The organism is Vibrio sp. TRT 21S02, from assembly GCF_050113675.1.
In the GTDB taxonomy this organism is placed as follows: Bacteria; Pseudomonadota; Gammaproteobacteria; order Enterobacterales; family Vibrionaceae; genus Vibrio.
Genome location: NZ_JBNJOI010000007.1, coordinates 117,488 through 131,218, shown reverse-complemented (window position 1 = coordinate 131,218; position 13,731 = coordinate 117,488). Strand labels below are relative to the sequence as shown.

11 protein-coding genes are annotated in these 13,731 nt (G+C 44.1%); 8 read left to right on the top strand and 3 right to left on the bottom strand.

Annotated features, from left to right (window positions below; genetic code table 11):
- Positions 1-12: 12 nt before the first annotated feature.
- Together fadD and rnd are read left to right on the top strand one after the other, a co-directional pair.
- Positions 13-1,701, top strand: coding sequence for a long-chain-fatty-acid--CoA ligase FadD (gene fadD / locus ACQEXU_RS11650; protein WP_427010941.1), 1,689 nt, complete (start codon positions 13-15; stop codon positions 1,699-1,701).
- 89 nt (positions 1,702-1,790) lie between these two features.
- A complete protein-coding gene (gene rnd / locus ACQEXU_RS11645) occupies positions 1,791-2,906 on the top strand; it encodes a ribonuclease D (RefSeq protein WP_427010940.1) in 1,116 nt (371 codons plus the stop codon).
- 41 nt (positions 2,907-2,947) lie between these two features.
- Here rnd and ACQEXU_RS11640 read toward each other — a convergent pair whose 3' ends face one another.
- Both ACQEXU_RS11640 and rne read right to left on the bottom strand, forming a co-directional pair.
- Entirely contained in the window at positions 2,948-4,504 is a 1,557-nt protein-coding gene (locus ACQEXU_RS11640) for a SulP family inorganic anion transporter (protein WP_427010939.1), read from the bottom strand.
- Between the two features lie 250 nt (positions 4,505-4,754).
- Positions 4,755-7,667 (bottom strand): ribonuclease E, encoded by a 2,913-nt coding sequence (gene rne / locus ACQEXU_RS11635; protein WP_427010938.1) that lies wholly within the window; start codon positions 7,665-7,667, stop codon positions 4,755-4,757.
- A 569-nt stretch (positions 7,668-8,236) separates the two neighbouring features.
- Here rne and rluC point away from each other — a divergent pair.
- Complete coding sequence (gene rluC, locus ACQEXU_RS11630; protein WP_427010937.1) at positions 8,237-9,184, top strand: 23S rRNA pseudouridine(955/2504/2580) synthase RluC; 948 nt, start codon at positions 8,237-8,239, stop codon at positions 9,182-9,184.
- An 82-nt stretch (positions 9,185-9,266) separates the two neighbouring features.
- On the opposite strand, the gene ACQEXU_RS11625 is transcribed toward rluC, so the two are convergent.
- Complete coding sequence (locus tag ACQEXU_RS11625) at positions 9,267-9,848, bottom strand: Maf family protein (protein ID WP_427010936.1); 582 nt, start codon at positions 9,846-9,848, stop codon at positions 9,267-9,269.
- A gap of 148 nt (positions 9,849-9,996) precedes the next feature.
- Here ACQEXU_RS11625 and yceD point away from each other — a divergent pair, with 148 nt between their 5' ends.
- The 5 genes from yceD (at position 9,997) to fabD (ending at position 13,715) form a co-directional block, all read left to right on the top strand.
- Positions 9,997-10,521 carry a 23S rRNA accumulation protein YceD gene (gene yceD / locus ACQEXU_RS11620; protein WP_427010935.1) on the top strand — a complete coding sequence of 175 codons (525 nt, stop codon included), beginning with the start codon at positions 9,997-9,999 and terminating at the stop codon, positions 10,519-10,521.
- 32 nt (positions 10,522-10,553) lie between these two features.
- Positions 10,554-10,724: a 50S ribosomal protein L32 gene (gene rpmF / locus ACQEXU_RS11615; protein ID WP_427010934.1), complete on the top strand. Its 171-nt coding sequence runs from the start codon at positions 10,554-10,556 to the stop codon at positions 10,722-10,724.
- A 9-nt stretch (positions 10,725-10,733) separates the two neighbouring features.
- A complete protein-coding gene (gene plsX, locus ACQEXU_RS11610; protein ID WP_427010933.1) occupies positions 10,734-11,759 on the top strand; it encodes a phosphate acyltransferase PlsX in 1,026 nt (341 codons plus the stop codon).
- A gap of 5 nt (positions 11,760-11,764) precedes the next feature.
- Positions 11,765-12,715 (top strand): beta-ketoacyl-ACP synthase III, encoded by a 951-nt coding sequence (locus ACQEXU_RS11605; RefSeq protein WP_427010932.1) that lies wholly within the window; start codon positions 11,765-11,767, stop codon positions 12,713-12,715.
- Positions 12,716-12,791: 76 nt separating this feature from the next.
- Positions 12,792-13,715 (top strand): ACP S-malonyltransferase, encoded by a 924-nt coding sequence (gene fabD / locus ACQEXU_RS11600; RefSeq protein ID WP_427010931.1) that lies wholly within the window; start codon positions 12,792-12,794, stop codon positions 13,713-13,715.
- Positions 13,716-13,731: the final 16 nt, after the last annotated feature.

Genomic DNA, 13,731 nt, shown 5'->3' with positions numbered 1-13,731 from the left:
AGGAGTAGTATCGTGGATAAACCTTGGTTGTCTCGTTATCCAAGTGACGTACCAGAACAGATCAATCCAGATCAGTATCCATCTCTTGTTGAGATGTTTGAACAATCAGTACAGAAATACGCTGATCAGCCCGCATTTATGAATATGGGCTCGGTCATGACGTTTCGTAAGCTGGAAGAGCGCAGCCGCGCATTTGCTGCGTATTTGCAAAATGAGTTGAAGTTGCAAAAAGGTGATCGTGTTGCGTTGATGATGCCGAATTTATTGCAATACCCAGTTGCGCTGTTTGGTGTTCTTCGCGCAGGCTTAATCGCTGTTAACGTTAACCCACTTTATACGCCTCGTGAACTTGAGCATCAACTTAATGACTCTGGCGCTAAAGCGATTGTGATTGTTTCAAACTTTGCTAATACGCTTGAACAAGTTGTTGAAAATACACCAGTAAAACACGTTGTTTTAACTAGTTTAGGGCAAATGCTACCAAGGGCAAAAGGAACGTTGGTTGATTTTGTCGTCAAGTACGTCAAGGGGATGGTCCCGAAATATAACCTGCCCGGTGCAATCTCCATGCGTAAAGCACTGCATAAAGGTCGTCGTCTTCAGTACGTCAAACCATTTATGTCGGGTGATGATATTGCATTTTTGCAATACACGGGTGGGACGACAGGGGTCGCTAAAGGCGCCATTTTGACGCATCGTAATATGATCGCAAACGTCATGCAGGCAAAAGGTGCTTATGGCCCAGTACTTACGGAAGGACGAGAGTTAGTCGTCACAGCGCTTCCTCTTTATCACGTATTTGCATTGACCGTTAACTGTTTGCTGTTTGTGGAAATTGGTGGACGCAACCTACTTATTACCAACCCGCGTGATATTCCGGGTTTTGTAAAAGAGCTGCAAAAGCACCCATTTACTGCAATTACTGGGGTAAATACGCTGTTTAATGCTTTGGTCAACAATGAAGACTTCCATGAATTGGACTTTAGCAATTTAAGGTTGGCTGTTGGTGGTGGTATGGCCGTTCAAAGAGCGGTTGCAGAACAGTGGAAGAAGACGACAGGTTGTTATTTGCTGGAAGGTTACGGTTTGACTGAGTGTTCTCCTTTAGTGGCCGCTTATCCGCACGACTTAACCGAGTACAATGGTTCCATTGGCTTGCCAGTTCCTTCAACAGAAGTACGTATTGTTGATGAAGATGGGAATCCGTTAGCCAATGATGGCGTGGGTGAACTTCAAGTTCGTGGTCCTCAAGTGATGCAAGGTTATTGGCAACGCTCAGAGGCAACGAAAGAGGTGATCAACCAAGATGGGTGGCTATCAACGGGCGACATCGTCAAGTTTGATGAAGAAGGTTTCCTACATATTGTTGATCGCAAGAAAGATATGATTTTGGTTTCTGGCTTTAACGTTTACCCAAATGAAATCGAAGATGTTGTTGCTCTTCATGGCAAAGTACTTGAAGTTGCAGCCATTGGTCAGCCGCATGATGTCTCCGGTGAAGTGGTGAAAATATACGTCGTTAAGCGTGACCCTAGCTTGACGAAAGACGAAGTGATCACACACTGTCGTCAGCATTTAACTGGCTATAAAGTGCCTAAATTGGTCGAGTTTAAAGAAGATTTACCAAAGACTAATGTGGGTAAGATCTTACGCCGTGTTCTGCGCGAAGAAAATGATGCGAAGCTTACTAAAGCTGAGTAAAATTACTTTAACGCTTTGATTAGTGATAAAATGCCGACTTAATTGTCGGCATTTTTGTATGGCAGAAACTTCAACACAGCGAGAATTTAGTGAACTATCAAATCATTACGCAAGTGACACAGCTAGAGAAAGTTTGTACCGCCGCCCGAGAGGTTGAGGTCGTTATGTTAGATACCGAGTTTGTTAGGACTCGGACGTTTTACCCTCAATTAGGGCTGATTCAGCTATTCGATGGCAAACAGTTATCTTTGATAGATCCAATCGAGCTAGAAGACATGACACCGTTTGTGCAGTTACTGCAAGATACATCGGTACTGAAAGTGCTGCATGCCTGTGGTGAAGACTTAGAGGTGTTCCAAAATGCATTTGGATGTCTTCCTTATCCAATGGTAGACACACAAATAATGGCGGCATTTCTTGGAAATGGATTGTCGACGGGTTTTGCATCGTTGGTTGATAGTTTCCTTGGTGTTGAACTGGATAAAAGCGAATCAAGAACAAACTGGCTTGCTCGCCCACTAAGCGATCGTCAACTTGAATACGCTGCTGCTGATGTGTATTACTTGCTACCATTGTACGAAAAACTGCATGCTGAAATTGTAGAAGCGGGCTGGTGGGAGGCTGCACAACAAGAAAGCGATCTTATTGCTACAAAACGTATAAAAGAAGTGGATCCTGACAAAGCCTATTTGGATATAAAAGGGGCTTGGCAGTTAAAACCTCGAGAACTAGCCATACTCAAACCCCTAGCAACATGGCGATATAAAGAAGCCATTCGCCGAGATTTAGCCTTAAACTTTGTTTTTAAAGAAACGGACTTACTGACCGTTGCTCGTTTAGGCATCCAAAATCGCAACCAAATGGAACAAGAGGGGATGGACCTTCGTTCGGTGCAGCGTCATAGCGCGAGAATCATATCTTTGGTTAAGAGTGCAAAAGGCACTTCGCCAGAGGACTTTCCAGAGAAAATTGTGCGTATGATGGATAAACCGGGATATAAGCAACTCTTTAAAAAGCTAAAAGATGAGGTTAAACATGTTTCTCAATTGAGTGGCTTAAGTACCGAATTTTTGGCTTCTAAGAAGCAACTCAATCAGCTATTAAGCTGGGTGTGGAACAAGGATCGAGACCCGGCTAATTTGCCTGATCTTATGCAAGGTTGGCGTTTGGAACTGCTTGGTGAAAAACTGAATAAATTGATTTAAAAAAAGGCTCCCAATCGGGAGCCTTTTTTATAGTGTTTTTATTATGCCAATATATCTGTAGCTACTTTGTAGCTTGGATCTTCTTTTACGTTGATCTCAACCAAGCTTCCTGCTTTCTGTAATAAGGCACGGCAGTCAGGGCTCAAGTGACGAAGGTGAAGGGTTTTACCGACCGCAGAGTAGCGCTCAGCAAGAGTTTCAATCGCTTCTATCGCAGAATGATCAGTGACACGTGAGTTAGCAAAATCAACGATAACGTCTTGTGGGTCATTTGGAGCGTCAAACAGTTCTAAAAAGTTTGCAGCACTGCCAAAGAAGATAGGGCCATTGATTTGGTATTCTTTTGAGCCTTCGTCATTAATTCTGCTGGATGCGTAGATGTGTTTCGCATGCTCCCAAGCAAACATAAGTGCAGAAGCTACGACACCAACAGCAACCGCGACTGCTAAGTCAGTAAGCACGGTTACAACCGTAACTAGGACGATAACAAAGAAATCTTGTTTTGGTACACGGCGCGCAAGTTTGAATGTTGCCCACTCGAATGTACCGATCACAACCATGAACATAACGCCAACAAGTGCGGCAAGTGGGATCATTTCGATTAAAGATGAGGCAAACAGAATGAACATCAGCAGCATTACCGCTGCAACGATACCTGATAGTCTACCGCGACCACCCGAGTTTACGTTGATCATGGATTGACCAATCATCGCACAGCCACCCATTGCACCAAACATAGAACAGGTGACGTTAGCCATACCTTGGCCGATACATTCACGATTTGATTGACCACGTGTATTGGTCATTTCATCTAGTACCGTTAGCGTAAGCAGTGATTCGATCAACCCGATAGCAGCAAGAATAATTGCGTATGGCAGGATAATTTGGAGAGTTTCCAATGTCAGTGGTACGGTTGGAATTGAGAAGGTTGGTAAAGAACCTGCTAGTGTCGCAGCTTCGTTACCTGACATAGTACGAAGGAAATCAACAACAGTACGTGTTTCTAGATCAAGCCCTACAACGAGTGCTGTAACCGTCACGATGGCAACCAGAGAAGAAGGCACTGCTGTGGTTAGCTTTGGCAAAAAGTGAATGATGGCCATTGTTAAGGCCACAAGACCCAGCATCAACATCATCTGGTCGGATGGAAGCCACGTCAGCGCACCACTTAAATCCGGAGCTTTGAACTGCCCTAATTGTGCCAGGAAGATAACAATGGCTAAACCATTTACAAAGCCAATCATTACAGGGTGAGGAACCATACGAATGAATTTGCCTAGTTTAAACAAACCAGCGGTAATCTGGAAAAGGCCAGCTAGTAATATAGCGGCAAACAGGTATTGGACGCCATGAGTTGCAACTAGGCTTACCATGACGACAGCCATTGCGCCTGTAGCACCAGAAATCATACCTGGGCGACCACCAAATATAGAGGTAACAAGCCCTACAATAAATGCAGCGTACAAACCAACCATTGGGTCAACACCCGCAACAAAAGCGAAAGCAACAGCTTCAGGGACAAGTGCAAGCGCAACAGTTAAACCTGATAGCACATCATTTTTTACGGAGTGTTTAGAAAATTGTGGGAATTCAAACATGTTTGCTCAGTGTTGACTAAGTAAATGAGTGTATTCTAACTATGACTTATATATCAGCTGAGCAGAATGCAAAGTAAAAAGAGCCGTGATACAAAAGTTCTAGAGTTAGACCGAATCGGCGCATGCTACCGAAAAGTGTGATTAAGTTCAATAATGAACCACCATTGACCAATAAATATGCCAATGAGTTCGTCTGCATGACATAAAAAAGCAGCTCCAAATAGGAGCTGCTTATTCAGGCTTTTGCTAATTAAAAGCTGTTAGGTTTTGCCATTGCAGAACCAGCTTGGTTCGTTGCAACTTGACTACCTGCACCGCGAATTTGATAGCGTTCAGCACGGAAAGGTGCTGCAATAACTTCAATTTCTTTAAGTGCTGTAGTACCAGGAGCTTTCGCCATTGGAGCTGAAGCATGACCTTTCACTTCAAGTGGCACTTTGATGTCAGATTGAGGTGCAACAACGTTAGCAACCACTTCTGGAGTTTCTGCTTTTGTCGCGACTACAACCTTCTGCTCACTTTCAGCATTTGGCTGAGCTTGCTCAACAGGTTCAGCTATTGATTCAACGACAGGAACGATTGTTTCTGCTGTCGTGCTCTGCACTTCTTGCTCTTCAACTTTCTGAGCAACGGTTTCATGTCTGATAATAACCTTACCCATGGCCATTTCAGGGCATGCAAATCCGCCAAGTACAGTTACTGTTGTAGTGTCTACAACATTTTCTTTTTCAGCCTGTTTCTTCACTGGCTTAGTCGGTAAGTCGTAACGAGGCATAACCTTACCCATAGCCATCTCTGGAGATGCTACACCACCTTTGCGAAGGCGGAATGGGTTTGGACGGCGATCGCGACCACGACGACGGCGTTGGCCACTTGCTCGTAGGTGACGTGGAGAACGGCGATTGCGTCGCTGCTTAGGTTGTTGCTCAGTCTCTTCTGCTTGCGTTACAATGGTTTCTTTTTCCACTGTTTCAGCAATAGCTTGAGCTTGTTCAACTTTAGCAGACTGCTCTTGTTCAGCTTGAGCCGCTTGGTTTTTAACACGAACCTGCTTGTTCAGTTTGCGACGTTGGCGACGTTCTTTCACCTTCGCAGCTTTTTCTTCTGGACGAGCTTCTGGTGCTTTGCTTTGAGCATCAGCCGCTAGCTTTAGACCTTCTTCTGCAACTTTACTTGCCTTCACATCGTCACGATCGCGTTTATTGCGGCGTTCTTGTTTAGGCTTGCGATTTTGTTGCTTGCGCTCTTGAGTTTGAGCTTGCTCGTCTTTCGCCGGTTTGCGCTTATCACGATTGTTATCACGATCTCGGTTATTGTCACGATTATTGCGACGACGTTGATCGTTACGGTTACGGCGGTTGTTATTGCGATTTCCGCGATTATTCTGCTCTTTTTGGCCACGCTCTTCCTTCTTCTCTTCAGTTTCGGTTGAGCCAAATAGGAAGCCGCTTAGAGCTTTGAACAGACGAGAAATAATACCTGGTTGCTCCTCAGCTTGCGCTTTTGTCGCAACAGGTTTGGCCTTGCTAGGTTTTGGTGTCGGTGCCGATTGTGATGGTGCGGCAAACCCTTTAAGAGCAGGCTCTTCGATTTTCTTCGGTTTACTTTCAACGTCTGGAGACTCTTTACCTTCTGCTTCTTTCAACGCTTCAAGTTTTTTCGGTAGTAGGTAAGAAAGTAGGTCGAACTCTTCGCCTTCACGTACACGAATTACATCGAAATGCGGTGTTTCCATTTCTGAATTGGGCACAACAGTGATTTTCACTTCTTGTGTACGTTCAATATGGTTAACCGAGCGACGTTTTTCGTTGAGTAGGTAGGAAGCAATTGGGACAGGAACAACAGCGAGTACTTGAGCTGTATTGTCTTTCAATGCCTCTTCTTCGATTAAACGAAGAACAGAGAGAGCAAGCGATTCGTTATCACGAACAACACCAGTACCGGTACAGCGAGGACAGATATGGTGGCTGGCTTCTGCAAGAGAAGGGCTCAGGCGCTGGCGTGACATTTCTAGCAAACCAAAGCGAGAAATACGTCCAATTTGAACACGAGCACGGTCCATACGAACCGCATCTCGTAGACGGTTTTCCACTTCACGCTGGTGACGAACAGGGGTCATATCGATAAAGTCGATCACGACGAGACCACCAAGATCACGAAGACGTAATTGACGTGCAATTTCGTCAGCAGCTTCAAGGTTTGTGTTCAGCGCTGTTTCTTCGATATCTCCGCCTTTTGTCGCGCGGGCAGAGTTGATATCAATAGATGTGAGAGCTTCTGTTGGGTCAATAACGATAGAGCCGCCAGAAGGGAGACGAACTTCACGTTGGAAGGCAGACTCGATTTGGCTTTCAATCTGGTAGTGACTAAATAGTGGCACTTCACCATCGTACTTTTTCACACGATTGACAAAGTCTGGGCGCACTAGGCGAATATGGTCGAGAGCACGTTCATAAATCGTATTACTGTCGATCAGTATTTCGCCAATGTCGCGACGCAAATAATCGCGAATAGCACGCACAATGACGTTACTTTCTTGGTGAATAAGGAAAGGTGCTGGGTTAGCATCAGAAGCTTGTTTGATCGCTCCCCAGTGATTTAATAGAACGTTTAAGTCCCATTCCAACTCCTCAGCACTTTTGCCTACACCCGCAGTACGTACAATGAGGCCCATACCTTGAGGAAGCTCAAGTGTGCTCAATGCCGCTTTTAGTTGAGTGCGTTCATCACCTTCAATACGACGAGAAATTCCGCCAGCACGAGGGTTATTTGGCATTAATACTAGGTAACTACCCGCTAGAGAAATAAACGTAGTTAAGGCTGCACCTTTACTACCTCGTTCTTCTTTCTCTACTTGTACAATAACTTCCTGACCTTCAGTTAACACTTCTTTGATGCTTGGACGGCCTTGGTAGGTGTAACCTTCGGGGAAGTATTCGCGAGCAATTTCTTTTAGAGGGAGGAAACCGTGTCTTTCTGCGCCGTAGTCTACGAAAGCTGCTTCAAGACTAGGTTCGATGCGAGTGATACGTCCTTTGTAGATATTTGCTTTTTTTGATTCGTGACCAGGACTTTCGATATCCAAATCGTAAAGTCTTTGGCCATCAACCAAAGCAACACGCAACTCTTCTTTTTGAGTTGCGTTAATTAACATTCTTTTCATTTACAAATCTCGTTGTCTTTTTTTGTAATCGTTTTCTCGTTGCTTGAGAGCGCCTTCACGGTGCCTGATCCCGTGGCTATATCGGTGCAGCCTCCCGGCTGGAGGGATGCTCTGGGGCACTTCAGTTCTCACAAACGCTTTCGTTTATGAGCCGCATTGGGGCGGATTTACTCAACATGAAGTGGCGGCGAGTAGGGCAACGAGAGTGTTAATTTCGAAAATGTCTTACGCCGTATGCAGCATTTTAGTAAATTAACCTTCTACTCAAGTTTTGCTCAAAAATGACCAGCTTTGTTTAAATAGCAAACAAATCATTTATTGCAGGTGTGAACTATAGCAGTACCCAGTAAACTCAGCAATCAGCTTTATAATAATTCGATAAAAAAATCCAATTTCACTTTTGATAACTCTATGTTTTTAAGTGACTATTTGTATTTAAGGATTCAATTGTTCAAGCTTGACTGTTATTTAAACGGACATGATTTGAAACCGACACATACTTAATCAATTTACCAGTAAGTTGCGAAGAAAGTGTGAATTGACGCAATTTTCAGTGATAGAATGCCTTCATGAACGAGATAAGAACAAAAGTCCAGTTCGTCGACATTGATGACGACATGGCAGGTCAGCGTATTGATAATTTCTTGCGCAACCAATTGAAAAGTATCCCTAAAAGCATGGTTTATCGAATCTTGCGCAAGGGAGAAGTACGCGTAAATAAAAAACGGGTGAAAGCTGAATATAAGCTGCAAGCAGGAGACTTAGTTCGTATTCCTCCAGTAACGATAGAAGAAAAACCGAACGAGGTTGCACCTAGTACGAAGTTAAATAAGGTGGCAGAGTTGGAAAACATGATCATTTTCGAAGATGATCATATGCTGATTTTGAACAAACCTTCAGGTACGGCAGTGCATGGTGGTAGTGGATTAAAATTTGGTGCAATCGAAGCATTAAGGGCATTGCGCCCACAAGCTCGTTTCCTTGAGCTAGTACACCGAATTGATCGTGATACATCGGGTATTTTATTAGTTGCTAAAAAACGCTCTGCGTTACGTCATTTACAAGCTCAGTTTCGTGAGAAAACGGTGAAGAAGTTTTATTTTGCGTTGGTGATGGGGCAGTGGAAGAACAGCTGTAAAGTGGTGAACGCTGCTTTACTTAAAAATGAAGTAAATAGCATTGTTCGCGTTAACCCAAATGGAAAACCTTCGGAAACACGTTTCAAAATCTTAGAAAAGTTTTCTGATGCAACGTTAGTACAAGCAAGTCCCATCACCGGACGTACTCACCAAATTCGGGTACATACTCAATACGCTGGCCATCCAATTGCTTGGGATGACCGTTATGGTGATCGAAGATTTGATGCATACACAAAACAATTTGGTTTGGAGCGTTTATTCCTTCATGCGGCAAACATAAAGTTTATTCATCCAGCAACGGAACAATGGATGGAAATTAATGCGCCAATGGAACGAAAACTGGAAAAAGTATTGGCTGGATTGCGTAAAAAAGATTGAACATCTAACAAATAGGGGAGCGGAAAGCTCCCTTATTTTATAAGGCTACTTGGTGCTCAAAGGTTAACGGGCACTTTGTGAGTTAGAAAATATCAACACCTTGATTTTTTAACATATCGATAAGATCGATAAGTGGAAGCCCAACCAATGTATTGGGATCTTTCCCCTCAAGCTTCTCAAATAATGCAATACCCAACCCTTCGCTCTTGAAACTTCCTGCACAATACAGAGGCTGCTCTTTTTGAATGTATTGACGAATATCCTCCTCACTTAGCTGTCGAAAATGCACATGAAATGTATCGACTTTGACTTGTGTTTCGAGTGTGGAAGTATTGTGAAGTGCTAAACCTGTGAAAAAAGTAATGCATCGTCCACTTTGAGCTAATAATTGAGCGACTGCATTTTCCTCTGTCAGTGGCTTACCAACAATTGTCCCATCAATAACACAAACTTGGTCGCTGCCGATGACCAAACAGTCTTTCTCCAACTGGCATGAGGTTGCTTTGTTCATAGCAAGCCGTGTCACGAGTTCTTCTGGGGACTCTTGTTCAAACGGTGTTTCATCGCATTCAGGTTTTGCCGTTACGAAAGGTAGATTCAGCTTAGCCAATAATGACTGTCTATAGGGAGAGGTTGAAGCTAAAACTAGTTGGTAATTTTTCATTTTGATTTACAATCTGCTCGCGTGTTTTCAGAAGGATATACGATCTTTTTGAGCAAGCCATAGCACTCTCGCCTGAAAGGAAAAAAAGTAGACTTTTTTGCCCTTTTTCTTTGACTCTAAACAAATTGAAAGATAGAATTCGCGCCCTATGCAAAAGGTAAAAATACCGCGAACGGTTGATCCGGCACGCGCTGCTCAAAAGCGACTTGATTATGATGGTATCATTCAGGTCAGTCTTTTTAAGCGCTTAGAGGAATCGGTCGAAGGCGTTAAACGCGACGCTCAAGTATCATTGTCATTTGAGTTAGATGAACAGCGACTTGTTGTTATCTCTGGTAAAGCTAACATAGAAGTCGATTTAGAGTGTCAACGCTGTAACGAGGTTTTCGCACATGAGTGCGAAGTCGAATTCACTTATACACCGTATTACAGTGAAAAAAGTGAAGAAGATGCACCGGAAGAGTACGATTTGGTAGATCTTAACGAGTACGGTGAAGTTGACCTAATACAGTTAGTTGAAGACGAGTTCATTCTAAACTTACCTCAAGTTGCAATGCATGATGAGGCGGACTGTAGCGTTAATTCAGATAGCATGGTGTTTGGTGAACTTCCAGAAGAAGTAGTGGAAGAGAAACCGAATCCATTCGATGTTTTAAAAAGCTTAAAGAAGTAATTCTATAAGCCATTAACACAGGAGTAGGGTCCATGGCCGTACAACAAAACCGTAAGACACGTTCTAAGCGTGGTATGCGTCGTTCACACGATGCCCTAACTACAGCAGCACTTTCTGTTGACGCAACTTCAGGTGAAACTCACCTACGTCACAACATCACTGCTGAAGGTTACTACCGCGGCAAGAAGGTTATCAACAAGTAAGGTTGACCTTTGCAAAATATAACCGTTGCACTTGATGCAATGGGCGGGGATTTCGGTCCTCGCGTCACAGTGCCTGCCGCCGTGCAGGCACTGTCGCATTTCCCAGAGCTAAAAGTGACCCTAATTGGTGATCGGGACGCGATCACAACTCAACTTTCTTTGCTTGGCTATCAGCCAGATTCACGCCTGCGTATTGAACACTGTGACCGAGTGATTTCCAATTCAGAAAAACCATCGTTTGCTTTAAGAAATAGTACCGGAAGCTCCATGGCTCTGGCGATCGATCATGTTTCCAATGGGCAAGCAGGAGCTTGTGTAAGTGGTGGAAATACAGGCGCCTTAATGGCACTCTCTCGCTTTAAGCTCAAATTATTGCCTGGGATCGAACGGCCAGCATTAGTTTCCGCGTTACCTACCCTAAAAGGTGGGAAAACTTGGATGCTGGATCTCGGTGCGAATGTTTCCAGTGATGCGGATTCTTTATTTCAATTTGCGGTTATGGGAAGCGCATTGGCTGAGCAATATCTTCAACGTCCTCCTCGAATTGCAATATTAAACATTGGCGCTGAAGAAATTAAAGGCAATGACTTGGTTAAGCGATGCGCTGAAATGCTATCACAAACTCAGTCTGTGAATTATGTTGGCTACATTGAAGGTAATCAGCTACTACAAGATGTTGCAGATGTGGTTGTTTGTGATGGATTTGTAGGTAATGTTTGCCTTAAAGCTTGTGAGGGCACAGCCCAGCTTTTTATTGATAAGCTAAAAGCGTATATGATGGCTTCCTCAATAAAAGGTTGGATTGCAAGAAAATTATTTTCTGGCTTATTTAATGAACTAAAAACATTGAACCCCGACCAGTATAACGGCGCAAGTTTGCTAGGATTGCGCGGCATTGTCATAAAAAGCCATGGAAGTGCTGATGTAGCGGCTGTTGTCAACGCAATTGGCGAAGCGCTACACGAGGTCAAACGACAAGTACCAGGCCGTATTAGCGATCGTTTGGAAGCGGTTTTACTCGAGAGGCATTATTAGTCTTCATGTATAGCAAAATTTTAGGTACTGGCAGCTACCTGCCATCTCAGGTGCGTACAAACGCAGATCTCGAGAAAATGGTAGATACAAGCGATGAGTGGATCGTAACCCGAACAGGTATCAGAGAGCGTCGAATTTCTGCTGAAAACGAATCTGTTGCAGATATGGGCTATTACGCTGCTAAGAATGCTATCGAAATGGCTGGCATTGACAAAAATGATATTGATTTGATCATTGTAGCGACAACGAGCGGTAGCCACACGTTTCCATCTTCAGCATGTCAGGTTCAAGATAAGCTAGGCATCAAAGGTTGTCCTGCATTTGACTTGGCAGCTGCATGTTCTGGCTTTATTTACGCTCTATCGGTAGCTGACCAACACATTAAATCAGGCATGTGTAAAAACGTACTGGTGATTGGTGCTGATGCATTATCAAAAACGTGTGATCCTACCGATCGTTCTACTATCATTTTGTTCGGTGATGCTGCGGGGGCAGTGGTTGTTGGTCAAAGTGAAGAGCCGGGCATCTTATCAACACACATCTATGCTGATGGTCAATTTGGCGAATTACTGAGTCTTCCTGTACCAGAGCGTGGTAAAGATGCTGACAAATGGCTGCACATGGCGGGTAACGAAGTATTCAAAGTGGCAGTAACTCAGTTATCTAAGCTAGTGAAAGATACACTTGCTGCAAACGATATGCACAAGTCTGAGCTAGATTGGTTAGTGCCGCACCAAGCGAACTACCGCATTATTTCGGCGACAGCGAAGAAACTTTCGATGTCACTAGACCAAGTCGTGATTACACTTGATAAACACGGTAACACGTCTGCAGCAACGGTACCTACAGCGTTGGATGAAGCGGTTCGTGATGGTCGAATTAAGCGTGGCCAAACGCTACTTCTTGAAGCCTTTGGTGGCGGATTTACTTGGGGCTCAGCCCTAGTGAAGTTTTAAATTTAACAAAAATTCAAAATTTAAGATGCACTAAGGTGCATCTTATTTCTTTTTACTTTGCTTAAAGGAAAATAACATGAGCAAGTTTGCTATCGTATTTCCAGGTCAAGGCTCTCAAGCTGTTGGTATGCTTGCTGACCTAGGCGAACAATATGACGTAGTAAAACAAACATTTGCAGAAGCATCTGACGCACTAGGTTACGACCTATGGGCGCTTGTTCAAAATGGACCTGCAGAAGATCTCAACCAAACTTTCCGTACTCAGCCTGCATTGTTAGCTTCATCGGTTGCTATCTGGCGCGTGTGGCAAGAGCTTGGTCTTGAGCAACCAGCAAATCTAGCGGGTCACAGCCTAGGTGAGTATTCAGCACTGGTATGTGCTGGCGTGATTGACTTTAAAGAAGCAATCAAACTGGTTGAGCTACGTGGTCAACTTATGCAAGAAGCAGTACCAGCAGGTACTGGTGCAATGTATGCCATCATCGGTTTAGATGACGAAGCAATTGCAAAAGCTTGTGAAGAAGCAGCGCAAGGTGACGTAGTTTCTCCAGTAAACTTCAACTCGCCTGGTCAAGTTGTTATCGCAGGTAGCAAAGACGCAGTAGAGCGCGCGGGCGCACTATGTAAAGAAGCGGGTGCAAAACGTGCACTTCCTCTTCCTGTTTCAGTGCCTTCACACTGTGCTCTAATGAAACCAGCAGCAGAGAAACTAGCGGTTGCGCTAGAGTCTATCGAGTTCAATGCACCACAACTTCCTGTTATCAACAACGTTGATGTGGCAGCAGAAACGGATCCTGCAAAAATCAAAGACGCACTTGTTCGTCAACTTCACAGCCCAGTTCGTTGGACTGAGAGTGTGCAACTAATGAGCGAGCAAGGCGTAGAAAATCTTCTTGAGCTTGGTCCTGGCAAAGTACTGACAGGTCTGACTAAACGTATCGTGAAAACACTAAGTGCAACAGCTGTTAACGACGTAGCGTCGCTAGAAGCCGCTAAGTAATTCGTTCACGATAAGA